Annotated in this window: 28 protein-coding genes; 14 read left to right on the top strand and 14 right to left on the bottom strand. The window is 65.7% G+C overall.

Going from position 1 to position 23,893, the window contains the following annotated elements:
• Positions 1-26: 26 nt before the first annotated feature.
• Positions 27-431, top strand: coding sequence for an AbrB family transcriptional regulator (locus ACJ0G7_RS04225; RefSeq protein ID WP_052378245.1), 405 nt, complete (start codon positions 27-29; stop codon positions 429-431).
• Here ACJ0G7_RS04225 and ACJ0G7_RS04230 read toward each other — a convergent pair.
• Positions 416-1,081 carry a riboflavin synthase gene (locus ACJ0G7_RS04230; RefSeq protein WP_043695389.1) on the bottom strand — a complete coding sequence of 222 codons (666 nt, stop codon included), beginning with the start codon at positions 1,079-1,081 and terminating at the stop codon, positions 416-418. The genes ACJ0G7_RS04225 and ACJ0G7_RS04230 overlap by 16 nt on opposite strands.
• A 56-nt stretch (positions 1,082-1,137) precedes the next feature.
• On the opposite strand from ACJ0G7_RS04230, the gene ACJ0G7_RS04235 reads away from it, so the two are divergent.
• Both ACJ0G7_RS04235 and ACJ0G7_RS04240 read left to right on the top strand, forming a co-directional pair.
• Complete coding sequence (locus ACJ0G7_RS04235) at positions 1,138-1,695, top strand: bifunctional nuclease family protein (RefSeq protein WP_043695387.1); 558 nt, start codon at positions 1,138-1,140, stop codon at positions 1,693-1,695.
• Positions 1,692-2,810, top strand: a complete 1,119-nt coding sequence (locus ACJ0G7_RS04240) for an aldo/keto reductase (protein WP_407395265.1) — start codon at positions 1,692-1,694, stop codon at positions 2,808-2,810. Before ACJ0G7_RS04235 ends, ACJ0G7_RS04240 begins: the two co-directional genes overlap by 4 nt.
• Here the strand turns inward: ACJ0G7_RS04240 and ACJ0G7_RS04245 are convergent.
• From ACJ0G7_RS04245 to topA, 5 genes are read right to left on the bottom strand one after another with little or no spacing between them, the layout of a single operon-like run.
• Positions 2,799-3,809 (bottom strand): ABC transporter substrate-binding protein, encoded by a 1,011-nt coding sequence (locus tag ACJ0G7_RS04245; protein ID WP_407395266.1) that lies wholly within the window; start codon positions 3,807-3,809, stop codon positions 2,799-2,801. The two genes, ACJ0G7_RS04240 and ACJ0G7_RS04245, sit on opposite strands and share 12 nt — an antisense overlap.
• A complete protein-coding gene (locus ACJ0G7_RS04250; protein ID WP_043695380.1) occupies positions 3,806-5,005 on the bottom strand; it encodes a nicotinate-nucleotide--dimethylbenzimidazole phosphoribosyltransferase in 1,200 nt (399 codons plus the stop codon). Before ACJ0G7_RS04250 ends, ACJ0G7_RS04245 begins: the two co-directional genes overlap by 4 nt.
• Positions 4,977-5,630 (bottom strand): DUF2232 domain-containing protein, encoded by a 654-nt coding sequence (locus ACJ0G7_RS04255; protein ID WP_043697402.1) that lies wholly within the window; start codon positions 5,628-5,630, stop codon positions 4,977-4,979. The genes ACJ0G7_RS04250 and ACJ0G7_RS04255 overlap by 29 nt, the downstream gene beginning before the upstream one ends.
• Positions 5,627-6,106 (bottom strand): hypothetical protein, encoded by a 480-nt coding sequence (locus ACJ0G7_RS04260; protein ID WP_407395267.1) that lies wholly within the window; start codon positions 6,104-6,106, stop codon positions 5,627-5,629. The genes ACJ0G7_RS04255 and ACJ0G7_RS04260 overlap by 4 nt, the downstream gene beginning before the upstream one ends.
• Complete coding sequence (topA, locus tag ACJ0G7_RS04265) at positions 6,106-8,805, bottom strand: type I DNA topoisomerase (protein WP_043695374.1); 2,700 nt, start codon at positions 8,803-8,805, stop codon at positions 6,106-6,108. The genes ACJ0G7_RS04260 and topA overlap by 1 nt, the downstream gene beginning before the upstream one ends.
• A 113-nt stretch (positions 8,806-8,918) precedes the next feature.
• On the opposite strand from topA, the gene ACJ0G7_RS04270 reads away from it, so the two are divergent.
• From ACJ0G7_RS04270 to ACJ0G7_RS04285, 4 genes are read left to right on the top strand one after another with little or no spacing between them, the layout of a single operon-like run.
• Positions 8,919-10,490 (top strand): NAD(P)H-quinone oxidoreductase subunit N, encoded by a 1,572-nt coding sequence (locus tag ACJ0G7_RS04270; RefSeq protein WP_043695371.1) that lies wholly within the window; start codon positions 8,919-8,921, stop codon positions 10,488-10,490.
• Positions 10,483-11,190 carry an ABC transporter ATP-binding protein gene (locus ACJ0G7_RS04275; protein WP_043695369.1) on the top strand — a complete coding sequence of 236 codons (708 nt, stop codon included), beginning with the start codon at positions 10,483-10,485 and terminating at the stop codon, positions 11,188-11,190. The genes ACJ0G7_RS04270 and ACJ0G7_RS04275 overlap by 8 nt, the downstream gene beginning before the upstream one ends.
• A gap of 26 nt (positions 11,191-11,216) precedes the next feature.
• A complete protein-coding gene (locus ACJ0G7_RS04280; RefSeq protein WP_253912757.1) occupies positions 11,217-11,618 on the top strand; it encodes a PleD family two-component system response regulator in 402 nt (133 codons plus the stop codon).
• A gap of 35 nt (positions 11,619-11,653) precedes the next feature.
• Complete coding sequence (locus ACJ0G7_RS04285; RefSeq protein ID WP_407395268.1) at positions 11,654-12,382, top strand: response regulator transcription factor; 729 nt, start codon at positions 11,654-11,656, stop codon at positions 12,380-12,382.
• On the opposite strand, the gene ACJ0G7_RS04290 is transcribed toward ACJ0G7_RS04285, so the two are convergent.
• From ACJ0G7_RS04290 to ACJ0G7_RS04310, 5 genes are read right to left on the bottom strand one after another with little or no spacing between them, the layout of a single operon-like run.
• Positions 12,357-13,409, bottom strand: coding sequence for a M23 family metallopeptidase (locus tag ACJ0G7_RS04290; protein WP_043695362.1), 1,053 nt, complete (start codon positions 13,407-13,409; stop codon positions 12,357-12,359). The two genes, ACJ0G7_RS04285 and ACJ0G7_RS04290, sit on opposite strands and share 26 nt — an antisense overlap.
• Before the next feature lie 28 nt (positions 13,410-13,437).
• Positions 13,438-14,226: a biotin--[acetyl-CoA-carboxylase] ligase gene (locus tag ACJ0G7_RS04295; protein WP_407395269.1), complete on the bottom strand. Its 789-nt coding sequence runs from the start codon at positions 14,224-14,226 to the stop codon at positions 13,438-13,440.
• Positions 14,210-15,406 carry an aminotransferase class I/II-fold pyridoxal phosphate-dependent enzyme gene (locus ACJ0G7_RS04300; RefSeq protein WP_043695360.1) on the bottom strand — a complete coding sequence of 399 codons (1,197 nt, stop codon included), beginning with the start codon at positions 15,404-15,406 and terminating at the stop codon, positions 14,210-14,212. Before ACJ0G7_RS04300 ends, ACJ0G7_RS04295 begins: the two co-directional genes overlap by 17 nt.
• Positions 15,393-15,719, bottom strand: coding sequence for a thioredoxin (gene trxA / locus ACJ0G7_RS04305; protein WP_043695358.1), 327 nt, complete (start codon positions 15,717-15,719; stop codon positions 15,393-15,395). Before trxA ends, ACJ0G7_RS04300 begins: the two co-directional genes overlap by 14 nt.
• Before the next feature lie 59 nt (positions 15,720-15,778).
• Entirely contained in the window at positions 15,779-16,552 is a 774-nt protein-coding gene (locus ACJ0G7_RS04310) for a PspA/IM30 family protein (RefSeq protein WP_043695356.1), read from the bottom strand.
• A gap of 63 nt (positions 16,553-16,615) precedes the next feature.
• On the opposite strand from ACJ0G7_RS04310, the gene ACJ0G7_RS04315 reads away from it, so the two are divergent.
• Positions 16,616-17,134: a DUF721 domain-containing protein gene (locus ACJ0G7_RS04315; RefSeq protein WP_043695354.1), complete on the top strand. Its 519-nt coding sequence runs from the start codon at positions 16,616-16,618 to the stop codon at positions 17,132-17,134.
• Between the two features lie 4 nt (positions 17,135-17,138).
• Here the strand turns inward: ACJ0G7_RS04315 and ACJ0G7_RS04320 are convergent, their stop codons facing one another.
• Genes ACJ0G7_RS04320 through ACJ0G7_RS04330 form a run of 3 tightly spaced genes read right to left on the bottom strand, consistent with a single transcriptional unit; the run spans position 17,139 to position 20,978 of the window.
• Entirely contained in the window at positions 17,139-18,962 is a 1,824-nt protein-coding gene (locus ACJ0G7_RS04320) for an ArnT family glycosyltransferase (protein ID WP_407395270.1), read from the bottom strand.
• Positions 18,937-20,046: a glycosyltransferase gene (locus ACJ0G7_RS04325; RefSeq protein WP_043695349.1), complete on the bottom strand. Its 1,110-nt coding sequence runs from the start codon at positions 20,044-20,046 to the stop codon at positions 18,937-18,939. Before ACJ0G7_RS04325 ends, ACJ0G7_RS04320 begins: the two co-directional genes overlap by 26 nt.
• Positions 20,043-20,978, bottom strand: a complete 936-nt coding sequence (locus ACJ0G7_RS04330; RefSeq protein ID WP_043695346.1) for a DMT family transporter — start codon at positions 20,976-20,978, stop codon at positions 20,043-20,045. The genes ACJ0G7_RS04325 and ACJ0G7_RS04330 overlap by 4 nt, the downstream gene beginning before the upstream one ends.
• A gap of 54 nt (positions 20,979-21,032) precedes the next feature.
• Between ACJ0G7_RS04330 and sppA the strand changes: the two genes are divergently transcribed.
• From sppA to ACJ0G7_RS04360, 6 genes are all read left to right on the top strand, one after another.
• A complete protein-coding gene (gene sppA / locus ACJ0G7_RS04335) occupies positions 21,033-21,842 on the top strand; it encodes a signal peptide peptidase SppA (RefSeq protein ID WP_043695345.1) in 810 nt (269 codons plus the stop codon).
• Positions 21,839-22,222, top strand: a complete 384-nt coding sequence (aroH, locus tag ACJ0G7_RS04340; RefSeq protein ID WP_043695342.1) for a chorismate mutase — start codon at positions 21,839-21,841, stop codon at positions 22,220-22,222. Before sppA ends, aroH begins: the two co-directional genes overlap by 4 nt.
• Before the next feature lie 75 nt (positions 22,223-22,297).
• A complete protein-coding gene (locus ACJ0G7_RS04345) occupies positions 22,298-22,870 on the top strand; it encodes a DUF2808 domain-containing protein (protein WP_043695339.1) in 573 nt (190 codons plus the stop codon).
• Positions 22,871-22,916: 46 nt separating this feature from the next.
• Positions 22,917-23,054 carry a 50S ribosomal protein L34 gene (gene rpmH, locus ACJ0G7_RS04350; protein ID WP_011128745.1) on the top strand — a complete coding sequence of 46 codons (138 nt, stop codon included), beginning with the start codon at positions 22,917-22,919 and terminating at the stop codon, positions 23,052-23,054.
• 24 nt (positions 23,055-23,078) lie between these two features.
• The gene (gene rnpA, locus ACJ0G7_RS04355) at positions 23,079-23,465 is read left to right on the top strand and encodes a ribonuclease P protein component (protein WP_043695333.1); all 387 of its coding nucleotides are present in this window, start codon (positions 23,079-23,081) and stop codon (positions 23,463-23,465) included.
• A complete protein-coding gene (locus ACJ0G7_RS04360) occupies positions 23,462-23,872 on the top strand; it encodes a PH domain-containing protein (RefSeq protein WP_043695329.1) in 411 nt (136 codons plus the stop codon). Before rnpA ends, ACJ0G7_RS04360 begins: the two co-directional genes overlap by 4 nt.
• Positions 23,873-23,893 lie beyond the last annotated feature (21 nt).

The following is a 23,893-nucleotide window of genomic DNA, read 5'->3' on the forward strand; positions in this document are numbered from 1 at the left end:
AGAATTCAATTGAATCAGTGCTTGAAATGCTGGTCGGCAAAGAACTGCTCGACAAGGCCAGATCTCTGAGCGATAGGCCAGAGAAAGAGATCGCGCTGGGATGCGGCTACGTCGGTCCCAGTGGACGTGTTCTGCAGAAAAGTTTCTGCCGTGCGCTGGTGGAAGCGAAAGCCGAGGAACAGGGCTGGACGCTGCCGAAGAGCTCCGGTCATTCCGGTGGAGCACGGGGCCGCCAGGCCGAGTTCCGCACACGAGTTCACGGCAACGGCAATCTGCTGATCGGCCACGCCTACACCCGGCGTCTCGGGCTTGAACCCGGCCAGGAATTCAAGATCGAGTTGCACCGTGATTCCGGTGCCATCTGGCTGCTGCCTCTTGAACAGAACGGCGCTGACCTCGAGCAGGACGGATCGGATCAGGTCCAGCCGTGATCGTCAAGCCAGGAGCGATCGAGCTCTGGCTCTGACGAACGGGTTCTGTTCTCTGCAACCATCGGCCCGGCCGCCAGAAGCCTTTCGGCGTAACGGGCCAGCAGATCAGCCTCCAGGTTCACCCTGTCTCCGACCGCGAGCTGCCGCAGTGTCGTGGCCCCCCAGGTGTGGGGAATCACCGCCAGGGTGAAGTGCACCCCATCCTCCGAGCAGTCCGCCACGGTGAGACTGATGCCATCGACGGCGATGCTGGCCTTCTCGCACACGTAGCGTCCGAAGCGAGGATCCTGCCAGCGCAAGGCCAGTTCCCACGATTGAGGCAAGGCCTCCACGGACGCCACCGTGCCGATGGCATCGACATGACCACTGACCATGTGCCCCCCGAGACGGTCAGTCAGGCGCAGCGCCGGCTCGAGATTCACGGCTCCCCCCCGATCCGCCTTGGCTCCGAGAGTGGTGCGGCTCAGTGTCTCTTCGCTGACATCGGCACGGAAACCATCACCGGAGAGCTCCGCCACGGTGAGACAGACCCCGTCAACCGCCACGCTGTCGCCGATCTGCAGCGGACCGAACCCGCTGCACCCCTCGATCAGCACCGCAGCGGAACGCCGCTGGATCCGACCCACCGCCTGAACAAGCCCCGTGAACATGGCTGCTCGCCCAACAGGATCCCTTGGCCATAATCGGTCAAGCCGGGGACTTCGCCATGGTGGAGATGAGCGTCGCCGGCATCGCCCTGGATGCGTCCAGTCGGACGCCGATCGTGCTTCTTCGGGATCCGAGCGGACGCCGTCAGGTCCCGATCTGGATTGATCAGGCCCAAGCCCACAACATCATGGCGGGTCTGCAGGGGGATGCGCCCCCGCGCCCCCTCAGCCACGACCTGATGGCATCACTGCTGACGGCAGGCGGTCTCGAGCTGGAACGCGTGATCGTTCACGCCATTGAGGACAGCACCTTCCACGCCGTGCTGAAACTGCGCTCCGACCAGGATCCCAGTCAGGAGGAGACGCTGGACGACGACCCTGACGACCCACTTCAGGTGGATGCGCGTCCAAGTGATGCGATTGCCCTGGCCGTCCGCACGGGCAGCAGCATCTGGATGCTGGAGGAGGTGGTGGCGGAAGCATCGATCGCCGTCGACGCCGAGGCAGATGCCGAGGATCAGAGTGCCTTCAACCGGTTCGTGGACGACCTCAGTCCGGCAGCTCTGGTGCGCCATCTGAGAAAGCGGGGGGAGCAGGACGAACCATCCGAGGAATGAGACGGCGCTTCGGGGACGGTCGCGCCATCAGCCTGTTCACCCTCGGAACGATGCGGGCTCTGGGCTCCATTGAACAGATGGAGGCCGTGCTGAAAGCAGCCGTCAGCGCCGGAATCAATCACCTGGAGACCGCACCGGCCTACGGACCCGCTGAACGGTTCCTGGGGGAAGCCATGAAGCGAAGCGGAACCGTGCCCGAAGGCGGCTGGGTGATCACCAGCAAACTTCTGCCGGGCCTGAGCTTCCAGGAGGGCCAGCAGCAGCTGGAAGCGATGCTGCGGCGCCTCGACCGTCCCCAGCTCGACAACCTCGCGGTGCATGGAATCAACCGTCCCGAGCATCTCGAGTGGGCTCTCCAGGGGGACGGCAATGCCCTGCTCGACTGGGCCGTGGACCGTGGCCTCGCACGCCAGGTCGGCTTCAGCAGCCACGGCGACACGAGGCTGATCCAAGCCGCGCTCGAATCCGGACGTTTCCGCTTCTGCAGCCTGCATCTGCACCTGCTCGACCCAACGCGGATCCCCTTGGCCCGGTGGGCTCTCGACCACGGCCTCGGCGTGATGGCGATCTCACCGGCTGACAAGGGGGGGAGGCTTCAGGCCCCGAGCCCGACCCTGATCGACGACTGCCGGCCCATTCCGCCACTGACGCTGGCTTACCGGTTCCTGCTCGCGGCCGGTGTTTCAACGCTCACGATCGGAGCGGAAGCGGCAAGGGATCTGGAGCTGGCGGCCACCCTCGCCGCGGCCGACGGCCCCTTGGACTCAGGCGAGAAGGCAGCGCTGGAGCGCCTGCAGAGCCAGAGACTCCGGCGGCTCGGCGCCGACCACTGCGGCCAGTGCCGCGCCTGTCTGCCCTGCCCCCAGCAGGTGCCGATTCCGGATCTGCTGCGATTGCGCAACCTGGCGGTCGGCCATGACCTGAGCGGCTTCTGCCAGGAGCGTTACAACCTGATCGCCCGCGCCGGGCACTGGTGGGAATCGCTGGATGCCTCCGCCTGCGAGCGCTGCGGTGACTGTCTGCCGCGCTGTCCCCATCAACTGCCGATCCCGGATCTGCTGGAGGACACGCACCGGCGCCTGAAGGCCTCTCCCCGGCGGCGCCTATGGGGCTGATTGCGTCCAGCGCTGAACCAGTTGGTTCCGCTCAGACCCGGGGACTGGCGGCAGAGACCAGCAGCGGGACCAGATCTCCGGATCCGGGAGCACCAGCTGTCTCCAGCGGCTTGGAATCGACTGTCCTGCAGGCTCGAGCTCCCGCCGGCTCAGCGGCGGCCGCCAGCCTTGACGCAGCAGGCTGCTCGCCATCGGCTCGGACCAGGCCTGCTCAACCCAGGCGCGCGGCAACGGCTCCCTGGTCTGGGCAGGACGAACCAGCAGTGTCCAGTGCAGGGGCGCTCCGGACTGCGGCAACACGGCCGTAAGCCGTGGATCCCGTCTCAGCAGAGGCATGCAGCGCTGCAGAGGCAGCACCACCAGCCGTGCCTCCCCCTTGAGCAACCAGTTGAGTGCCTGGCGGTCATCCAGGGTCAGCAGCTGCCGCCTCAGGCGCGGCAGTGGATCATCCCCATCGAGCTGATCGGCGAGGTTCATCACCCAGCGGGGACTGGCGGGCAAGACGATGCGCTGTTGGAGAGCCGGATCGAGCAGCACGTCCCAGCTGCGGCGGGCAGCCCCCAGCCAGGGCTCTCGGCGACGCGCGATCATCACCCAGGGACTGACTCCCGCCGGCAGAACCTGAGCGGCCCGTTGGGTGGGAAGGGACGCCAGAAACGCACGGGCCTTGGCATCGAGCCTCCCCTGAAGCGGAGGCGCTCCGAGAGCCTGCAGCTGATCAGCTGGAATCCTGTCCAGCCAGCCATCACTGAGCGCCAGCAGATCCGGCTGCTCCAGCTCCGCATCGGCCCAGAGATCCATGCTGGAGGTGGGGAGAAACCGCCATGGCGATGGCAGGGCCTCGCGCCACGGTCGTGGAATCCCGTCCTTGGCGGCCAGCAACCTCGGCGCCGCAGAGGTTGACCCGCAACCGGCCAGGGCCGCCAGACCGGCACCACCGAACAGCTGCAGCAGACGCCGCCGGCTGAGACCAGTGGAGCCGGTGAAGTGAGGTGTCATGGCCCTGACGTTACGGGTGGCTCCAGCAGCGCTTGCATCGCCCGGTCGCAGCTGCCCTGAAGATCCGCGGGGCTGATGCCCTGCAACTGAGCCAGCAGCAGCAGACCACCCGCACCGACTCCCTCCTTGACGTAGCCGTGCTCGTAATCCCTCAACTGCTGATGGCAGCTGTTGTGGAAGCGGACACCGCTGGAGAGGGCCACCGTGCCGACCCGGAACCGTGCCGCCAGGGCATCGATCAGACGATCGAGAGGCGGGCGGTCTTCGCCCGGGGACTGTTCCTCTGCCAGCCAGGCCGTGGTGCCGAGCATCACCCGCTCAGACAGTCGCTGACGGCCATCCTCCGATGACGCCGCCATGGCCAGCGCCAGCACCGCCGCCATCTGGCTGCCGCCGGCCAGAAGAAGCGGCTGGGAGCCATCGGCCGCCCCCACCAGCAGACCAGCTGTGAGCGCCTGGAAGGGATCACCGACCGCCGCGACGACGGCTTCCGCGGCCGGATCCGGCCCGAGGCCGGCCTGATCCAGTCCGGCAGCGACGAGCCGGCGCTTGAGCGCATGGGGCGGTTGCCGCGCACTGCCGCTGATCAGTCCGTTCACCGGCAACCCCAGGGCAGTCAGCACCGCCTGAGCCGTGGTGGTGCCTCCCGGCACGCATTCCGCCAGCACCAGAGGACGGCGCAACCGGCGCCCCAGACGCTTCCCCTGCCTCCAGAGCCGCTGCACCCGATCAGCGCTCATGGCGTGACCGGTGGAAACACAGTTCGCCGGCCCTTCAGCAGCCCCCTCGAAGCGCAGATGAGGGAAATCCGGCTCCACGGGAAGCCCCAGGGCCACGACCGAAGGGTTCAGCGGGACCCATGGGAGCACCGCATGACTCAGAAGGGCCGGCGACACACCGGCGGGCAGGGGAGGCAGAGGCCAGCGGCGGGCGACCGCCGGTCCGTCGAGCAGCAGTTCGGCATCGGCGACCGCCGTCAGACGCCGCGAAGCGGCGGTGGCGCCAGCAGCGGAGATGCCGTCCTGTTCCGCCGTGGATGTCGCTGCCAGCACCAGCAGCAGATCGAGCCGACCGATCCGGTCGCTCCAGACCCGCAGATGGTGATGAATGAGTTCCGCCGGGCAACAGTCACCCAGAACCCGGCATCCAGGTGGCAACCCGAATGCTTCAGAGCGGGTCAAGGGCCACCAGCGCATGCAGGAGACGGGGTGGTTCGGGGATCGGCGAGCGGAGCCTCGGGAAGATCCAGAAGGCCAGCGCATGCAGGGAGATCACGTAGACCACCTCCTGGACGACCACCAGTGCCAGGGCCATCAGCTGAACGGTTGAGAGATCCGGAGTGATGGGCAGATGCAGCACAGCGATCAGCCGGTCGAGCAGCGAGGCGCCGGCTCGGGTGATCACCACCCAGAGGTTTTCCCCCACCAGAAGCGACAGGACGATCACACGCACCAGGAAGCCGGCCGTGCCCAGCACCACCCCAACAGGCCAGCTGAGCCACCAGCTCAGACCACGACACCAGCACCACCCGAGCCACAACGCCAGGGAGCCGTAGGGAAAGAGAAGCAGAGGGCCCCGCACAGGCCCCATCAGAGCGGTGAGCAGCAGCACGGCCAGCAGCATTCCCTCGAGGCCGGATCGGCCCCCGCGCCGCAGCTGAAGCAACGCAATGGGCAGCGGAAGTGCCAGCCGGAACAACGCACCACCAACCGGCAGGTAGTAGAGCGCCAGCCAGATCAGCCCCGTGGTGGCGGCGAGATAGGCCCCTTCCACCAAGCGCAGGGCCTGCTGACGGCTGAGCGGCGCCGGTTCTGAGCTCATGGGCCTTCGCCGGGAACCGTCGGATCGTCCACGGCCTCGATCCTCTCGACGGAGAAGGCCACCGACGCATCCCGCAGGGCACGGGTGACCGCCTCGGCGGGAGCGGAAGGATCGGCTCCCGCCAGCCGGATCGTGACCCGGTAGGGCAGTGAAGGACGCTGCGGCGCGGCGGAGACCACCTCCGGAACGGGATCCTCCATCTGCTCAGCGGCTGTCACTGGACTCTCCGGCAGGGGATCCGGCTGTCTGGCCTGAGCCTTGTCTGCATCGTCTGCTTCGTTGTCCTCAGCAGGAGCCGGGTCCTTGGCCTCGACCGGATCCGAAGAGCGTTCAACCGCGCGCGACCCGGGCGAAGGGGGCGTCGGCGAGACGCCGTTCACCTCAGGATCAAAGCTGCGCTCGAACTGTTCCGCGAGCGGACTGCCGGCGCAGGCCTGCAACAGCACAAGAGGCAACAGCCAGAGCCAGCGAAGCATCAGCTGTCGCCCGGTTTGATCACCCGCACGGCACTGGCCCGCAGCCGACCGCTCTTGGTGGTGGCGGGGGGCTTCTTGGCCGCCGGTTTCTTCGCGGCCGGCTTCTTGGCCGTCGCTTTGGCCGCCCCTGCCTTGCGGGTGCCCTTCTTCGCTGCCGCCTTGGCCGCCAGCAGCTCCACCGCCTCCTCCAGGGTCACATCGTCCGCTCCCTTGCCCTCCGGAAGGGAGGCATTCACCTTGCCCTGCTTCACGTACAGACCGTAGGGGCCGTCATACACCTGGATGGTCTCCTCGCTGCCTTCGGGCTTGCCGAGGTCCTTGAGGGCCGTCCGCCCCCCCCGACCACGCTTCGGCATGGCCAGCAGCTCCATCGCCCGGCTGAGACCCACAGCCAGCACATCGTCCTCTCCCTTGAGGGAGCGGTAGTCCTTCTCACCCTTGCCCTTGTCCCACACCACATACGGTCCGAAACGACCGAGACCGGCCTGAACCTTGCCGCCATCGGGATGCTCCCCCAGAAGCCTGGGGAGCCGCAGCAGACCCAGCGCATCATCGAGGCTGAGATCCTCGGGCTTCTGGCCCTTCGGCAGGGATGCCCGCTTCGGCTTCGGGTTGTCGTCGCTGACCTGGCCGCGCTGCACATAGGGGCCGTACTGACCGAAGAGGAGGTAAACCAGATCGCCGGTTTCCGGATCTTCACCCAGCGCTTCCGGCCCATCAGCCTTCTGTTTCAGGATCAGTTCAGCCTGTTCCTCATCCAGATCTGCCGGCGTGATCTCCCGCGGCAGGGTGGCCTTGATGAGCTCTTCCTCCCCCTCCTCACTGACGCGCTTGGACTCCAGATAAGCCCCGAAGCGACCGATGCGGACCACACAGGAGAGTCCCTCGAGGTCCACGGTGCGGGACGCACCGGGATCGATGTCTCCCTCCCGCTGCTGAACCTGGGTCTCCAGTCCCTCATCGCCCTTGTAGAACCCCTCGAGGTACGGCAGCCACTGAACCTTGCCGTGGGAGATCTCATCCAGGGTGTTCTCCATCCTGGCGGTGAAGCTGGTGTCCACCAGATCGGGGAAGTGCTCCTCCAGCAGAGCGGTCACGGCAAAGGCCGTGAAACTCGGCGTCAGGGCATTCCCCTGCAGCGTGGCGTAACCGCGATCCACGATCGTGCCGATGATCGAGGCGTACGTGGAAGGGCGGCCGATTCCCTCCTTCTCCAGCATCTTCACCAGGGATGCTTCGCTGAACCGAGCGGGCGGCTGGGTCTGGTGTCCCAGCGGTTCCACCTGTTTCGGTGTTGGCGAATCCCCCACCGCAAGGGTCGGCAGGAGCACTTCCTGGCCTTCCAGCGCAGCATCGGGGTCATCGCTGCCTTCCACATAGGCGCGGAAGAAGCCGGGAAAGTCGATGCGCTTGCCGCTGGCCCGGAAACCGGCCTTTCCGGAACTGAGCTCCACCGACAGCATCGTGAGCCTGGCTTCCGCCATCTGGCTGGCCACGGTGCGTTTCCAGATCAGTTCGTACACCGCCAGATCGCGCCCGTCCAGACCGGTGTCTCCCGGCGTGCGGAAGCTTTCTCCCGAGGGACGGATCGCCTCATGGGCCTCCTGCGCGTTGCGGGCCTTGGTGCTGAACTGCCGCGGGCCCTTGCTCAGATACTCCTTGCCATAGAGCGACTCGACACAGCTTCGCGAGGCGCTGATCGCCTGATCCGAGAGATGCACCGAGTCGGTGCGCATGTAGGTGATGAAACCGCGCTCATACAGCCCCTGGGCGCAGCGCATCGTTTCGCGTGCGGAGAGCCTCAGCTTGCGGTTGGCCTCCTGCTGCAGCGTGCTCGTGGTGAACGGAGGCACCGGTTTGCGCACCGTGGGCTTCTCCTCGACCGCATCCACGCTCCAGGGACTCGAGCGGACCGTCTCCGCCAGAGCGCGGGCCTCCTTCTCGCTCAGCAGAAGCACATCGGAGCCGGCCTTGAGGCCACCGGTGCTCTCGTCGAAGTCGTTCCCCGTGGCGATTCTCTTGCCGCTGAGGTGGGTGAGTTTCGCCTCAAAGCCGCTGCCCCCCTGCTCCAGCTGAGCTTTGAGATCCCAGTAGCTGCCGCTGCGGAAGGCCCTGCGGGCCCGCTCCCGCTGCACCAGCAACCGCACCGCCACGGACTGCACACGACCGGCCGACAGTCCCCAGGCCACCTTCTTCCAGAGCAGGGGAGAGAGGGTGTAGCCAACGAGGCGATCGAGAATCCTCCGGGTCTCCTGGGCATGCACCAGCTCCATGTCCAGATCCCTGGTCTGGTCGAGGGCCTTGCCGATCGCCTCCTTGGTGATCTCGTGAAACACCATGCGTTTCACGGGAACCTTGGGAGCGAGCAGCTGGAGCAGGTGCCAGCTGATGCTCTCGCCTTCGCGGTCTTCGTCCGTCGCCAGCAGGAGCTGCTCGGCCCCCTTCAGCGCGTCCTTGAGCTCCTTGACGACCTTTTTCTTGTCCTTCGGCACCACGTAGAGGGGCTCGAAGTCCGACTCCGTGTTCACCCCGAGATTGGCCCACTTCTGGCCTTTGGCGGATGCAGGGATCTCGCTGGCGTTGTTGGGCAGATCCCGCACGTGGCCCATGGACGCCTCCACTTTGAACCCCTTCGGAAGAAAGCCGCGGATGGTGCGGGCTTTCGTGGGGCTCTCAACGATGACGAGGGTGTGCGCCACAGACAGGGCTTGAACCGTGCACCTTCTTTATCGCACCGTCCACCGATGTGCATGACGAACGCCTCCCGGTAGCGCCGCTAGAGTCGCCGAAACCCACTGGTTCCAGGCCCGCCATGCCCGAGATGGGTGCCTTTCTGCTCGCCACTCAGGCCATGGCCGCTCCGGGCGATCTGCTGAATCTGTCGTTGAACGCCACCGCCGTTCTCCCGGAAGGGGCGGTTCTGCTGGCGATGATCGCCACATTGCTGGTCGATCTGGCCGGAGAGCAGGCCGCGGCCCGATGGGTGCCCCCGATCTGTTACGCCGGCCTGGGAACGGCCCTGCTGCTGCTCGCTTTCCAGTGGAACGCTCCAGTTGAGAGCTCCTTCCTCGGCTCCTTCCTGGCGGACAACCTCGCCGTGGCCTTCCGGGCCGTGATCGCTCTCTCGACACTCCTGTCTCTGTTGATCAGCTGGCGTTACGCCGAGCAGAGCGGCACGCCGGTCGGGGAATATGCCGCGATTCTGCTGGCGGCCACGCTCGGAGCGATGCTGCTCTGCGGAGCCACGGATCTCGTCAGCGTTTTCGTTTCCCTTGAAACGCTGTCCGTCGCCAGCTATCTGCTGGCCGGATACATGAAACGGGATGCCCGCAGTTCGGAAGCGGCTCTCAAATACCTCCTGGTCGGTTCCGCTGCTGCAGCCGTCTTCCTTTACGGCGCCTCGCTTCTCTACGGTCTGAGCGGCAGCACCAGCCTGGAGGCCATCGGCATTGCCCTCCAGACCAGCGCGACCCCGCTGGCCGCGCTGGCTCTCGTGTTCGTCCTGGCGACCGTGGCCTTCAAGATCGCTGCGGTTCCCTTCCATCAATGGACACCCGACGTGTATGAGGGATCGCCGACTCCGGTGGTGGCCTTTCTGTCCGTGGGATCGAAAGCCGCTGGCTTTGCCCTCGCCCTGAGAATCCTGGTGGGCTGCTTCGGAGCTTTCGACGGTCAGTGGAAGCTTCTGTTCACGGTGCTGGCAGTGCTGAGCATGACCCTGGGCAACGTCGTCGCCCTGGCTCAGACCTCGATGAAACGGATGCTGGCTTACAGCTCCATCGGCCAGGCCGGCTTCGTGATGATCGGCATGGTCTGCGGCACTGAGGATGGATTCGCAGCGATGGTCCTCTACATGGCGGCCTATCTGTTCATGAATCTGGGCGCTTTCGCCTGCATCATCCTGTTCTCGATCCGCACAGGCAGCGACCGGATCTCCGACTACGCCGGGCTCTACCAGAAAGATCCTCTGATCACCCTCGGGTTGAGCCTCTGTCTCCTCTCCCTGGGAGGCATCCCCCCGATGCTGGGATTCTTCGGAAAGATTTATCTGTTCTTCGCAGGATGGGCCGATCACCAGTACCTGCTGGTGGTTGTCGGCCTGGTCACGTCCGTGGTGTCGATCTACTACTACATCTCGGTGATCAAGATGATGGTGGTGAAGGAGCCTCAGGAAGCTTCCGAGGTGGTGCAGGCCTACCCGGATGTGCGCTGGTCCCTGCTCGGGATGAAACCCTTGCGGACCGCTCTGATCGGCTGTGTCGTGGTCACTGCCGTCGGCGGAATTCTCTCCAACCCCCTCTTCCAGTGGGCGAACGCGGCCGTGAGCGGCACCCCGATGCTTCAGAACGCCATTGCCCTCGCCGGTCAGAGGGGTCTTGGCTGAGTTGTCACCGGTCGCCGAACTGATCGACGTCAGCAAGGTGTATGGATCCGGTGACCTGACGGTTCGAGCCCTTGATCAGCTCGATCTCACCGTCCACCGCGGGGACTATCTCGCCGTGATGGGAGCCAGCGGCTCCGGCAAGAGCACCGCCATGAACATCCTGGGCTGCCTGGATCGTCCCACCAGCGGCAGTTACCGGCTGAACGGCCAGGCGGTGGAGCAACTCGATGACGATGCACTGGCGGATGTACGCAACCGCTCCCTCGGATTCGTGTTCCAGCAGTTCCATCTGCTGCCTCAGGCCACCGCCATGGACAACGTGATGCTGCCGATGATTTACGCCGGAGTGCCGGCGGAGGAACGTCGGGAGAGGGCCAAGGAAGCACTCGAACGGGTCGGCCTCGCTCAACGCCTGCAAAATCGACCGAATCAACTGTCGGGTGGGCAGCAACAGCGCGTCGCCATCGCCCGGGCGATCATCAATCGCCCGGCCCTGCTGCTGGCCGATGAACCGACCGGAGCCCTGGACTCCCAGACCACCGCCGAGGTGCTGGATCTTTTCGACGAGCTGCACCGACAGGGAATCACGCTCGTGATGGTGACCCATGAAGATGACGTGGCGGCCCGTGCCCGGCAGGTGGCCCGTTTCCAGGACGGCAGGGTGCTGAGTTCCTCTCCAGCGCTCCACGGATCACAATGAATCGATAAGGGGCCGGAATCGAGCTGTTGGCACGACAACTAAGCATTGCTGTGGTGGAGGACAACCCTCATATCCGCCAACTGCTGCAGGACGAGATTCACGATGAAGGTCATCGGATGATCGGATTCAGCAGTGCCGAAGACTTCCTGGCGGCCTATGGAGATGAGCCCATCGATCTGATCCTGCTTGATCTGATGCTTCCGGGCATGGATGGCCTCAGCTGTCTGCAACGGCTCAGGATCAATCCGTCCAAGGACGGGTGTCCACGGGTGGTGATCGTGACAGCCCTGGACGACGCGGAGAAACGCAGGATCGCTCTGGACAACGGAGCGGAGGAGTACATCCTCAAGCCCGATCTGTTTCTCCGGCTGCCGGACCTGCTGCAGTCCGGAACGAGCGTGACGGAGGAAGCAGGACGTCATCCATGAGCATGCCTAAGGTGGCCGCAAATGTTGGGGACTCCATGGCGCCCGAGTCGGTCACCCGCCTGCGTGTCCTGGTGGTTGACGACGAAAAGCGACTGACCGACCTGCTGCGACTCGAGCTGGATGTGGAGGGCTATGACGTCGACGTGGAACAGGATGGCGCCGGGGGGTTGATCCGCAGCCGCACCGATCCCACCCCGGATCTGATCATTCTCGATTGGAATCTTCCCGATTTCAGTGGAATCGACATCTGTCAGCGCATCCGCGCCGGGGGAGTCACCATCCCGATCCTGATGCTCACGGGCCACGATGAAATCACGGATCGGGTGAAGGCCCTTGATGCCGGCGTCGACGATTACCTGATCAAACCGTTCTCCATCGACGAACTGATGGCCCGGCTGCGGGCCATGCACCGACGGGCGGAAACCTTCTCAGGTGCCAGCGGCAGTGCCGAGAACGCTGAAACCCTCCAGGTTTCCGACCTCACCTTGAACACGCGCACCCGGGATGTGTCCCGAGGCGATCGGGCCATTCACCTCTCGGTCAAGGAATACGACCTGCTGAACTTCCTGATGCGCGGAGCCGGGTCCGTTCTGGAACGGCAAGACATCATGCGTGGCGTCTGGGGCGAGAACTTCTTCGGCGACGACAACCTTCTGGATGTCTACATCCGCTACCTGCGCCAGAAGGTCGAACAGCCTGATGCACCGACGCTGATCCACACGGTGCGCGGAGTCGGCTTCATCCTGCGGGACGAGACGAGCTGAGAGCGGAGCCGGGCCGCTCCAGGGTCTTCAGAACCTGCGCCATCAACGTCGAAACGGCGTCTTCGTTGCGGGGGGCTTCCGGCTCCAGGGAGGGCCGGAGGCCATCCAACTGAGTCGGATCCACGGCGATCCAACCGCTCCCGGACGGTTGTCGCAACTCGAAGTGGAGATGGGGACCGGTGCTCAGACCGGTGCTGCCGACACGACCGATCACCTCCCCCTGTCGCACACGCTGACCGGGACGGACATAGATCTCCGACAGATGGCCGTACAAGGTCCGGCGACGGGGATTGGAATGCTCCAGTTCCACTGCAATGCCGTATCCGCCGGCCAGGCCGCTGCTGAGCACTGAGCCGCTCAATGCCGCCACCACCGGTGCCCCCTCCGGTGCCGCGAAATCACGACCGGCATGCATGCGCCAGATGCCCAGCACCGGGTGCAGACGCCAGCCGAAACCACTGCTGGAGAAGGCCTCACCCAGCACCGGAAACAGGAGACTGCGATCGCCATTGCCCTGGGCTGCCGAAGGGCGAGGGGTCACAGCGAAAACCGATTCGAGGCGGAACGAGGCCTTGGAGCCGGCGTTCAGCGACGTGACGGGGACGGTGAGCGGCGTCGAGCTCGGGGGCTGCGAGCGGCCCGTCCTTGACGCTGTCTCATCATTGGCCGCCTCGCGTCCGTTGATCCGAACGCGCACCGTTCCCCGGCGGGATCGGGATGGCTGCAGCAAGCCTGATGTGCACTCCTTCCAGGAGAGGGCACCTTCGCGGCAGGCGGCATCAAGCTTTGGTGCCGCAACCGGGGGAAGATCAGCAGGAACCGTGAGCGTCTCGGTCTCAAGGCTGTCCCGCTCCTCTCTGGTGATCACCCGATTCCGCTCGAGCTGTTCCAGATCCTGCGGTGGAGTGAGGGGTTGCGCGCTGATCACCTCCGGGCTCTCCGGCAGAGCCGCGGGCTCCGTTGGAAGCGGTTCTGGCAGCTCTGTGGGCAGAGCGATCAACCAGGCGAGTGCGAACCAGCGCAGCACCGATCGTTACAGGTCACGACAACACAACTTAAGAAAGTGATCCCGGACCACTGGACCAACGGGTCCAGTCCTTGGTCTGTGCGCCGCGTCGCAGGCGCAACGCCCCGTTGGGGGCCAGACCGGAGATGGACCAGATCAGGCCATCATCCGGATCGCGCACCCGATCACTCCAGAGCCTCCGTTCAGCCTCCGGCACACACCAGCGCAGATCAACGGAGTCCTCCATGCACCGGTCCAGGACCTGCAGCAACTCGGCGCACCAGAGACATGGTGAGCCCCCGGCAGGTCCCAACACCTGACGCAGCGCCACTCCGTGGGAGGGGATCCGGTTCTCCACATTCAGACCGACACCGATGCGCACGAGGCGAAGAGTGGAGCCGCGCTGAACCAGACGCGGAAGCAGACCCGCGAGCTTGCGGCCATTGACGAGAAGATCATTGGGCCACTTGATCGCCACCTCCAGTCCGCGCCGCTCCAGACGCTCTGCCAGACCCGTCGCGACGGCGAGCCCGATCAGCATCGCGCTGGCGGGTGGCCTGCCCTGCCAGGGCAACGCGGCACTGATCCAGAGCCCACCCCGAGGGGACATCCATGGGCGTCCCCACTGACCTGTGGCCCTGATCTGACGACCAGCGATCACGGCCCGGGGGTGGTCCAGCTGAGGCGCGTCCCGCAGCCAGCGCCCCAGCAGCGGCTCGGTGCTGCTGCAGACCGGTACCCAGCGAAGATGCCATGGCCGGGCATCGGCAGCGGCACTGCGCCGGTAGAGGGCCAGAGCTCCTCCACATCCCCGGGAGGGTTCAGTCCAGGGCGGCAAGGGCTTCCGCAAGGCGATCGACGGCCAACTGGAGCTCCTCGACGGGCCTGACCAGAGCCATACGCAGCCAGCCGCTCCCCTGGGATCCGAAACCGGATCCAGGCGTCAGGGCCACGCCACTGCGACGAAGCAGGTCCGAGGCGACCTGTTCGTCAGACCAGCCGCGCTCCAATGCCCTTGAGGGCAGAGGCATCCAGAGGTACATGCCCATCTCAGGACAGGGAACACCCCATTTCCGTTCGGCCAGAGCGGCCAGAACGCCGTCCCGTCGGGAGCGGTAGGTGGTGCGCAAACGCTGCGGCCAGTCGGCACATTGCGTCAACGCTGTGATGCCGCCCCGCTGGAGCGCGAGGGACTGATTGAAATCCACCACCGCCTTCACCTGACCCAGGGCCTCGATCAGGGGCGGGGCACCGACCGCGAAAGCGAGGCGGAAGCCCCCGAGCCCCCAGCCTTTGGAGAGCGAGAAGAATTCGATCCCCCAGGAACGCCAGCCAGGACTGCACAGCAGGCTTGGTGCCTCCCCCTCCAGTGCCAGATCGACATAGGGATTGTCATGGGCGATCACCAGCTCGTGCCGCACCCCCTTCGCCATCACCTGATCGAGAAGATCCTGATCTCCAACCCGGGCGGTCGGATTGTGGGGGTAACCGAGAACGAACAGGCGGAGGCGATCCCAGGCACTGCCGGGGAGGGACTCCAGATCGGGACGCCAATCGTCGGCCTCGCGGAGGGGGAGGGCTTGAATGTCGGCGTCGGCCAGGATCAGGCCTCCCCGGTGGGAGGGGTAGCAGGGATCCAGCAGCAGGGCTGCATCTCCGGGATCCAGCACGGCAAGAGGCAGGTGCGCCGTTCCCTCCTGCGAACCGATGAGCAGCTGAACCTCGCGATCCGGATCAACGGTCACGCCGAAACGGCGGTGGCACCATGCGGCGACGGCTGAGCGAAACGGCGCTGTTCCGGCCTGCAGGCAGTAGGCCGAACTTGAAGGCGACGGCAGAGCAGCCGCCATGGCCTCCAGCACCGGTTGTGGAGGGGGCAGATCCGAGGATCCCAGCGAGAGGTCGATCAGTGGAAGCGCCTCACCCCTCTCCGCGAGCGCGCGATGAACCAGCTTCTGCCGATCACAGCGAGCGAAAGTGCCGTTACCAAGGGCCGCGAGGCGCCTAGAGGTTGGCATCCAGGAAAGCCTGAAGCTGTGGCTTGGCGATGGCCCCTTCGTGTCGGGCGATGACCTGACCGTCGCGGAACAGCATGAGCGTGGGAATTCCCTGCACCTGATAGGAGTCGCGGATTCCGGGGTTGCCATCCACCTCAAGCTTGCCCACGGTCAGACGGTCGCCGTAGGTCTCGGCAGCCCAGTCCATCAATGGCGCCATCAGCCGGCAGGGTCCGCACCAGGGAGCCCAGAAGTCAACCAGCACCGTGCCACTGACGCTGAGAACGTCAGCCTCGAAAGCTGCATCAGTGAAATCGGCGACTGCAGAGGACACGGCGTAGGGCAGGAGAGATCTGAATCCTATGCAGGTTCCGGGACCGGAGGAACGCCGGATCAGAGCTTGTCGATGGAGCGCTTGAGCTCCTCGAGATCAGCGTCGACCTGCTCCACCTTGACCGGCTGAACAGCGGGCTGGCTCTCGGCCGCTGGCAGGGCAACCGCTTCGGGGCCGCCTTTCAGCTGCTGGCGCAGTGCAGCCAGTTCGTCATCGACATCATCTCCGCTTTCCAGAGCAGCGAACTGACTCTCCAGATCGGCCCCGGCGAGCTCGGCCGCTGCCTGACCTGTGGCCTCCATCTGCTCGACCTTGTCCTCCATCCGCTCGAACGCCGCCATGGCGGAGTTGGTGCCGAGATTGCCCACGGCGCTCTGCAGCTGCTGCTGAGCCTTCGCCGCCTCGGCCCGGGCCTTGAGCATGTCCTTCTTCGTCTTGGCCTGAGCGATCTTTCCCTCGAGCGCCACCAGGCTCTTCTTCAGGGTCTCCACCTGTCCGTCCTGTGCCTGGATCTGGGTATTCAGGGATGTGGCGGTCTCCTGAAAGGTCTTGCGACGGCTCAGAGCCTCACGGGCCAGGTCCTCCTCGCCTTTCTTCAGTGCCAGCTCGGCACGTTCGTACCAGGTTTTCGACTGCGTCTCGGCCTGTTCAGCCTGGTTGCGCAGCCGCTTCTGGCTGGCGATCGCCATGGCCACCGCCTGACGCAGCTTCACCAGGTCCGACTGCATGTCGGCGACGGATTGATCGAGGATCTTGGCTGGATCCTCCAGGCCGCTGACGGCGGCGTTGGCGTTGGCGCGCACCAGTCGGCTCAGGCGGTCGAAGAAGCCCATGGAGGTATCCGGATCCGGGCTGAGGTTAGCCAGATCCGGCAGAAACCCTCCTAATGTCAGTCAATGGCCGTGGCTCCTGACTCTCAACGCCGTCGACTGAGAGGGCTCGAGCTGCTGCAGGCGCCCCAGCCGACTCCGGCAGCCCCTCTCCAGGACTGCCTTGAGGATCTCAAACGCGACTGGCATCGCGAGGGCAGCCTGGCGGCCCTCTGGCAGGACTGGCCCCGCATCGCCGGAGCTCATCTGGCCCCTCACTGCCAGCCCCTCAGTCTTCAACGCGGCATCCTCACCATCGGTGCCAGCCATCCCCAGTGGCGTCAGGCCCTGCAGTACAGCCGTTCTCAGCTTCTGGCCTCCCTGCGGGCCGCTGGCCACACCATCCAGGACCTGCGCATCCAACAGCACCATCCGGCGACGACGCGCGATCGCGACAGCGAGGCCAGCATCTGGGCCCGCCATCCCAGTCGGGCCGACGTCCACGGCATGGGGAGCTGCCCGCGCTGCGGCCGACCGGCTCCCAAGGGGGAGGTCTCACTCTGGGGATGTTGTGGCTTCTGCCACCGGGAACGGCTGACCCTTTAATCGATCAGAACCGCTCGGGCCTCGGATCGCGCCAGTCGGCATCGACCCCCTCCTGCATCAGGGCAGCAGCCCGCTGATCCAGCCGGCTCCGATCGAGACGCCAGACCTCATAGATGCCGTAGCTGCCGAGCAGCTGCGGATTCAGACCGCGCCAGTGCTCCTGACGCGCGGTGCCACGGTCGATCACCAGAAGCAGGGTGTCGGAAGCCTGCGGTGAACCCAGGGGATGTCCCTGCCAACCGCGCCGGCGCTCATGGCTGAGTCGATCGGCCAGGTTCACCAGAGCCCCATCCGAGCGTCCCTCAAACAGGATCACCCGTCCTGTGTAGAAGTGCAGCGACGGCTTCATCGCGCCCACCATCGCCAGCGGTTCCCGCTCTTGACGGGACTCGCTCATCCGTGCGGCGGCCTGCCGCACGGGCTGCTGACGCAGCTGATCCGCCAGCTCAGCGATCGGGACGAGAGCGGTCAGGTGGAACAGCACCAGGGCCCCCTGCATCCCGAGCAGAGCCACCAGGGCGTCGCGTCGATGCAACAGCACTCCGATCAGGCCGGCAGCCGTGAACCAGCCCGCAGCCCTCAGCACGAAACCACTGGCCAGCAGGTCGGGAGCCAGGGTGGGCATCTCCGGATCGCTGATCAGGGGAACCCAGATCGGTGAACTCCAGAAGCCGGCGGCGAGCAGCAGAGCCAGAGCAGCCGTGCTCAGCCAGGCCGCCCGAACGGGCCAGCCCGGCCGGGCGGCGATCAAGGCGATCAGGAGTGCAGCCGCCGGGGTGGCAGGCAACCAGTAACTGGGAAGCTTTGTGGCCGCTGTGGTGAACAGCAGAAGCACGGCCAGGAGCCAGGCGCTGCTGAACTGCTGAAGGGAATCCGGTGGCTCGGGGCGACCGCGCAGCCCCTGAGCCAGACCAACCAGCAGCAGGGGTGTGAAGGGAAGAGCCGCCACCAGCATCACCGGACCGAAGAACCACCAGGGCTGCAGATGGTCATTCACCACCGAGGTGAAGCGCTGGAGGTTGTGGTAGCCGAAGAAGCTGTCCCAGAACGGCTGGCCTTCCACCAGCAGTTCGGCGGCATACCAGGGCAGGCTGACGGAGGCTGTGATCAGCAGTCCCTGCAGGGGACGCAAGCGCTGCCAGGGCGTCACCGGATCTCGCCGCAGCGCCGCGAAGATCAGCAGGGTCAGACCGGTGAGGACCACGGCCACGGGACCCTTGGCGAGAACCGCCAGGCCGAGAACCACCCAGGCGGGCCACCAGCGAACCGACTCGGGGCAGGCGAAACGGCGCCACTGCAGAAGCAGGCTGAGGCCCAGCAGGGCACAGAGCAGAGCGTCACTCACCGCCGTGCGGGTCCACACGAGCACCAGCGGTGAGAGGGCGAAGGCGAGAGCTGCGGCAACGGCCGTCCTCCCAGGACGGCTGCTGCCTGGCTGAGGCCAGCGCAGCAGGGTGTCGGACAGGCCGAGCATCATCGCCACGGTCGCCAGAGCGGATGGCAGACGGGCTGCCCAGCTGCCGAGCGGATCCCACGTTTCACGGCCCGGCAGGGCGTTGAAGCCCCCCATGAGCCAGTACACAAGCGGTGGTTTGTCGTACCGCGGCAAGCCGTTGACACGGGGAGTCAGCCAGTCGCCGGTGTCGGCCATCGCCCGACCGGCCGCCGCGAAGAGAGGCGGCGTCTCATCCATCAGCCCCGTGCTGCCGAGTCGCCAAAGAGCGATCAGAACAGCCAGGACCATGACCAGCCCCAGCACCCGTCTTCGCTGTCTGTCCGACACCACCACCAACGCCGGCCCCTCAGTGCTGCGCGCCGATGCTGGCATCCTCCACGAGCCCATCCCTGATCCAGCGCTCCACGCGACCGCTGAACACCGCCCGGGTGGCGTTGTCCTCCACCCAGGAGCGGCAGCAGCGACGATCGATCTGCCCCACCCGATCGAGAGCCTCCACAAGGGCCTGGCGATCGTCCGGAGGCACCAGCCAGCCGGTCTCCCCGGAGCGGATCAGCTCCCCTGGCCCGCCCCGGTCGTAGGCGACCACCGGGACCCCGCAGGCCAGGGCCTCGACCACGACATTGCCGTAGGCCTCATTCCACTTCGGCGTGTTGATCAGTGCCCGGCAACGCCCCAGATCCCTCTGCAGCTCGTGCGTCGGCAGAAACCCTCTCCAGTCGATGGTGCCGGCCGGGACGCCAGCCTCCACGGCCTCTGCATAGGACGGATCCTCTCTCAGGCCCCACACCAACAGGCGCTCTCCAAGTGCAGCAGCCGCGGCCGCAGCATCTTCCAGCCCCTTCTCCGGAGCGATGCGGCCGGCCCATCCGAGGGGTCCGTCCGTCGCGAGCCGCAGCTCATAGCGACCCAGGTCAAAGCCATTTCCCACCACACGCGCTGGTGACGGCAGCTGGAAATCAGCGGCCTGCCGGCGGGTGTGAAAGGCCAGACGCCGCTGGTCCCACCGCGCCAGAGACTCGATCGCGTCGCGCATCACAGCCGCGACATCCCCCATGCTGATCAGATGAAACAGGGGGACCGAGACCCAGGGCGTGGTCCACAGAGGCAGCCAGTCGTAGCCGAAGTTGAGAACGGCGTCGGCGGCAGGGGCGCGTTTGAGGGCTTCAGCCAGCATCGACGGCAGCAGGCCGTTTCTCGGGATCACCACAGGGGCATCCTCAGCGGCGTGCTGCCAGCTGGGCTGATCCGCGCCCGGCAGCATGACCAGATCAACCGCTTCGCATCCAGCCGGCAGGCAGGAACCGTCAGCGGCGATCAGGGTCAGACGATGCCCCCGCTCGGCCAGCCCCTGCATCAAAGAGGTGAGGGTGAGTTCCACCCCGCCGCCGCGGCCGCTGCCAAGGGCGCCGATCGGGGTGCTCAGCAGCACCAGATCCAGTGGAAGCTCGCTCATGCCGCTTGAGACTCCGCAGGCTCCCAGAGGCGTCTTCGCTGACTGACGCAGAGCACGGACAACAGCACCAGAAACACCCCGAACCATTGCAGCGGCGCCAGTCGCTCGCCCAGGAACCAGCCACCGGTGGCCAGGGCGAACACCGGTGTGAGAAATCCAAGACTGCTGAAACCGGTGAGATCCCGCCGGCTGGCGAACCAGAAGAACAGGCCGTAGGCCAGGGCACTGCCCAGGAGGCTGGCGAAGGCCATGCGTGTCCAGTCGAAACCGCTCCAGGCAGGGGGCGCGAACCCACGCTCAAGACAGGAGAGAAGCAGAAGCGGGAGGCTGCCCAGAAGCATGTGCCAGCCGGTGGTGACCACCGGATCACTGTGACGCGAAGCGAAGCGGATCAGCACAGTGCCAAACGCCATCGCCAGAGCGGCCAGCAGCATCCAGGCCTCTCCGGCCTGCAGCAGGTCCTGCATCGCGGGCCGCTCCGCCAGCAGCCACCAGTGACGCAACAGGTCAGCAGGCACCCCCAGACAGAGAACGCCAGCCAGGCCGAGGCCCAGCCCCAGCCAGCCCACAGGATTGATCGACTCGGCGAACAGAGCCCTGGCGAGCAGCGCGACCATCAGAGGCTGAGAGTCGATCAGCACCGAGCCGAGACCCGCTCCGGTCTGCTCCAGACCGCGGACCAGCACGGCCTGAAACAGGCAGGCATCCACCAGGGTGAAGAGGCCGAACCAGCCCAGGTCCCTCGAATCGATGCGCAGGGAGCGCCCCGAGGCACGCACCCACAGGAGCACCGCGATTCCGGCAGGAAGCAGGCGGAGACTGGCCACGAGCCAGGGGCCGCCCGTCGGGATCAGCGGGGCCATCGCCGTCATCGCCGTGCCCCACAACGCGAATGGAAGCACCATCAGCAGCCAGCGGGCGGAGGTTGGCATCGGGATGGGGGGTTGAGGGCCTTTTTAAGATCCGGAAGGAAGCAGCTGTGAGACATGGCCTGGCCGTGGCGTCGTAAATCCCGCCGGAAGATGGCCCGAGTCGTTCTCGACGGACCCATCACAGGCGCCACCCGGTTGCGGGTGCTCAAGGCCTTGAGGGAGGTCGGCGAGCGGGAATTCCCTGCCCTGTTGCTGCGGATCGACAGCCCAGGGGGCACCGTCGGTGACAGCCAGGAGATTCACGCCGCCCTGATGAGGCTGCGGGACAAGGGCTGCAAGGTGGTGGCCAGCTTCGGCAACATCTCCGCCTCCGGCGGTGTGTATGTGGGGGTGGCCGCCGAGACGATCGTCGCGAATCCCGGCACGATCACCGGCTCCATCGGGGTGATCCTGCGTGGCAACGATCTCTCGCGAGTGTTCGAGCGGATCGGAATCCGCTTCGACACGGTGAAGAGCGGACCGTTCAAGGACATCCTCTCGCCGGATCGCCCGCTCAGCGACGCGGAACGGGCTCTGCTTCAGGAGCTCATCGACAGCAGCTACGACCAGTTCGTCGGCGTCGTCGCGGACGGTCGCGGCATGAGCCGTGAGGCCGTCAAGGCCTTCGCCGACGGTCGGGTGTTCAGCGGTGCTCAGGCCAAGGAACTCGGTCTGGTCGATGAGCTCGGGGATGAGGAACATGCCCGTCGACTCGCGGCCCGACTGGCGGAGCTGGATGAGGAGCTGCGTCCGGTGACACTCGGCAAGAGTCGCCGCAAACTCACCGGCCTCCTGCCGGGGTCTCAGCTGATCCAGCAACTTCAGAACCGTCTCTGCATCGAGCTCATGGGGAGCGGTCAGGTTCTCTGGCTGTATCGACCATGAGCGGCACCCTCCTGCAGCTGATCGGTCTGCGCGGAGCCACCACCTGTCCAGAGAACAGCTCAGACGCGATCCAGAAGGCCGTTGCCGACCTGATCGATGCCCTGGTCGATCGCAACGACCTCAGCGCGGACCGGATTGTGTCGGTGACCTTCTCCGTCACCGGGGATCTGAACGCCTGCTTTCCCGCTGCCGTCGCCCGCAGTCGCCGCGGCTGGGACCGGGTGGCGCTTCTGGACTGCCAGCAGATGGCCGTCGCGGGGGATCTGGAACGTTGCATCCGTGTTCTGGCCCTGGCGTGGCTGCCGGAAGGGCAGCTGCCGGTTCACCCGTATCTCGAAGGTGCCCGGATGCTCCGGCCGGACAGATCCGGTCACAACTGACAGCTCAGGCGCCGGCCCAGAGCCTCTCCTTCCTGGCTTGGGTCTCAGGAGAATCCCTTCATTCGAGTGGGTGCCATGCTCCGCAACCTGTTTCTCCGTCTGCTGCCGGCGGGGACGATCGCCGGCCTCGTGCTGGCCCCGGCATTGATCGCACCTCAGTCCGCGCCGGTCCGAGCCCAGGGCACGCCTGGTCTGATGGAGTTCCGCTGGGACACCGACCGGGACTACCGGAAGCTGTATTACTACCTGACCTCAACCCTGCCGGACGAACGCGCCACCTGGTATCTGACCCTGCGGGCCAAGGACCGCAAGACCGCCATCCTCAAGCTGACGGTGACCGTTCCCGATTACTTCGACTCGAAGTTGAAGACGGAACGCATGGCGGTCTGCCGCATGAGCAAGGGCGGAATGATGCACCGCACCAAATGCATCGAGGAGATTCCAGCCACCATCGAGATCAACAAGCAGCAGACCGCCATCGAGGTGTTCCCGGACAAGCCGATTCCGGTGGAGGGTGATTACGCCTTGCGGATCAAGCTGTTCAACCCGGAAGGCAAGCGGATGTACCAGCTCAACGCGCTGATTCAGGCCCCCGGCGACGTGCCCATGTCCGGCTACGTCGGCAGCTGGCTGATCGACATGGACTGACTGATAGGTTTACGAGTTCTGATCGGCCGGAAGCCAGACCACTGAGATGACCAAACGCACCCTGGGAGGAACAAGCCGCAAACGCAAGCGGGTGTCCGGTTTCCGCGTCCGCATGCGTTCCCACACGGGCCGTCGCGTGATCCGCACCCGCAGGAAACGGGGGCGTTCGCGACTGGCGGTCTGACGCACCTGTCCCGCAGTCGGGCCCATGGCACTCCCCGCGTCCATGCGTCTCAGGGGACACCGCTGCTTCAACCGCCTGCACCGCACCGGTCGTCGCCATCACGGGCAATTGCTGGTGCTGAGGGTGGTGCAGGCGGAGGTGCGTCTGCTCCGGCCTGAACTCCGTCGTCAGCCCGACGTGAGTTGCCGATGTGCCTTGGTGATCAGCAGCAAGGTGAGCAAACGCGCCGTGAAGCGCAACCGGCTGAGACGGCGGCTGCATGACCATCTGCGCCAGCGACTGGAATCCCGGCAGGACCTGGCCGGACTGTGGCTGCTCTTCAGTCTGCGTCCGGAGGCTGGGGAGGTGGATCCGTCGCAACTGCTCAAAGAATGCGACAGTCTTCTGAGAGATGCCGGGCTGGAAGGATGACCACCACCAATGAGCAGATCCACTACGAGGGTGGACCTGCCAGAGGAGATCTGATCTTCAACCTGCTGCTGGGGATCACCCTGATCGGCCTCCCCTTCACCATCGGAGCGGTGGTCAGGTCCCTGTGGCTGCGCTTCCGGATCACCAACCGGCGCGTCTCCGTCAGCGGCGGCTGGATGGGACGGGACAAGACCCAGGTTGTGTATTCCCAGATCAAGGAGGTCCGCAGCGTTCCCCGGGGCTTGGGTGCCTGGGGAGACATGGTGCTGGTGCTCAGTGACGGTTCCCGTCTCGAACTCCGCTCAATGCCCAACTTCCGCGAGACGGAGGCCTACATCCTCGAGCGGATGGCCGAACGCCGATCGTCGCCACAAGCCGGCCAGGCGGTCGAGGGATTCGCCGCCTGATCCGGTGGTACTGCACACTGG

The organism is Parasynechococcus sp. (assembly GCF_045559935.1).
Classification (GTDB): domain Bacteria; phylum Cyanobacteriota; class Cyanobacteriia; order PCC-6307; family Cyanobiaceae; genus Parasynechococcus.

Excerpts from the sequence above, each read along its gene's own strand:
- ACJ0G7_RS04225 (WP_052378245.1), top strand. The coding sequence starts at position 27 with ATGCTGGTCGGCAAAGAACTGCTCGACAAGGCCAGATCTCTGAGCGAT.
- ACJ0G7_RS04330 (WP_043695346.1), bottom strand. The coding sequence starts at position 20,978 with ATGCCAACCTCCGCCCGCTGGCTGCTGATGGTGCTTCCATTCGCGTTG.
- ACJ0G7_RS04300 (WP_043695360.1), bottom strand. The coding sequence starts at position 15,406 with ATGCCAACCTCTAGGCGCCTCGCGGCCCTTGGTAACGGCACTTTCGCT.
- sppA (WP_043695345.1), top strand. The coding sequence starts at position 21,033 with ATGGCCTGGCCGTGGCGTCGTAAATCCCGCCGGAAGATGGCCCGAGTC.
- rnpA (WP_043695333.1), top strand. The coding sequence starts at position 23,079 with ATGGCACTCCCCGCGTCCATGCGTCTCAGGGGACACCGCTGCTTCAAC.
- ACJ0G7_RS04250 (WP_043695380.1), bottom strand. The coding sequence starts at position 5,005 with ATGCGCTGGTGGCCCTTGACCCGCTCTGAAGCATTCGGGTTGCCACCT.
- ACJ0G7_RS04345 (WP_043695339.1), top strand. The coding sequence starts at position 22,298 with ATGCTCCGCAACCTGTTTCTCCGTCTGCTGCCGGCGGGGACGATCGCC.
- ACJ0G7_RS04310 (WP_043695356.1), bottom strand. The coding sequence starts at position 16,552 with ATGGGCTTCTTCGACCGCCTGAGCCGACTGGTGCGCGCCAACGCCAAC.
- ACJ0G7_RS04325 (WP_043695349.1), bottom strand. The coding sequence starts at position 20,046 with ATGAGCGAGCTTCCACTGGATCTGGTGCTGCTGAGCACCCCGATCGGC.
- aroH (WP_043695342.1), top strand. The coding sequence starts at position 21,839 with ATGAGCGGCACCCTCCTGCAGCTGATCGGTCTGCGCGGAGCCACCACC.
- ACJ0G7_RS04260 (WP_407395267.1), bottom strand. The coding sequence starts at position 6,106 with ATGCTTCGCTGGCTCTGGCTGTTGCCTCTTGTGCTGTTGCAGGCCTGC.
- ACJ0G7_RS04255 (WP_043697402.1), bottom strand. The coding sequence starts at position 5,630 with ATGAGCTCAGAACCGGCGCCGCTCAGCCGTCAGCAGGCCCTGCGCTTG.
- rpmH (WP_011128745.1), top strand. The coding sequence starts at position 22,917 with ATGACCAAACGCACCCTGGGAGGAACAAGCCGCAAACGCAAGCGGGTG.
- ACJ0G7_RS04240 (WP_407395265.1), top strand. The coding sequence starts at position 1,692 with ATGAGACGGCGCTTCGGGGACGGTCGCGCCATCAGCCTGTTCACCCTC.
- ACJ0G7_RS04315 (WP_043695354.1), top strand. The coding sequence starts at position 16,616 with ATGGCCGTGGCTCCTGACTCTCAACGCCGTCGACTGAGAGGGCTCGAG.
- ACJ0G7_RS04320 (WP_407395270.1), bottom strand. The coding sequence starts at position 18,962 with ATGCCAGCATCGGCGCGCAGCACTGAGGGGCCGGCGTTGGTGGTGGTG.
- ACJ0G7_RS04285 (WP_407395268.1), top strand. The coding sequence starts at position 11,654 with ATGGCGCCCGAGTCGGTCACCCGCCTGCGTGTCCTGGTGGTTGACGAC.
- ACJ0G7_RS04270 (WP_043695371.1), top strand. The coding sequence starts at position 8,919 with ATGCCCGAGATGGGTGCCTTTCTGCTCGCCACTCAGGCCATGGCCGCT.
- ACJ0G7_RS04235 (WP_043695387.1), top strand. The coding sequence starts at position 1,138 with ATGGTGGAGATGAGCGTCGCCGGCATCGCCCTGGATGCGTCCAGTCGG.
- ACJ0G7_RS04360 (WP_043695329.1), top strand. The coding sequence starts at position 23,462 with ATGACCACCACCAATGAGCAGATCCACTACGAGGGTGGACCTGCCAGA.
- ACJ0G7_RS04230 (WP_043695389.1), bottom strand. The coding sequence starts at position 1,081 with ATGTTCACGGGGCTTGTTCAGGCGGTGGGTCGGATCCAGCGGCGTTCC.
- ACJ0G7_RS04245 (WP_407395266.1), bottom strand. The coding sequence starts at position 3,809 with ATGACACCTCACTTCACCGGCTCCACTGGTCTCAGCCGGCGGCGTCTG.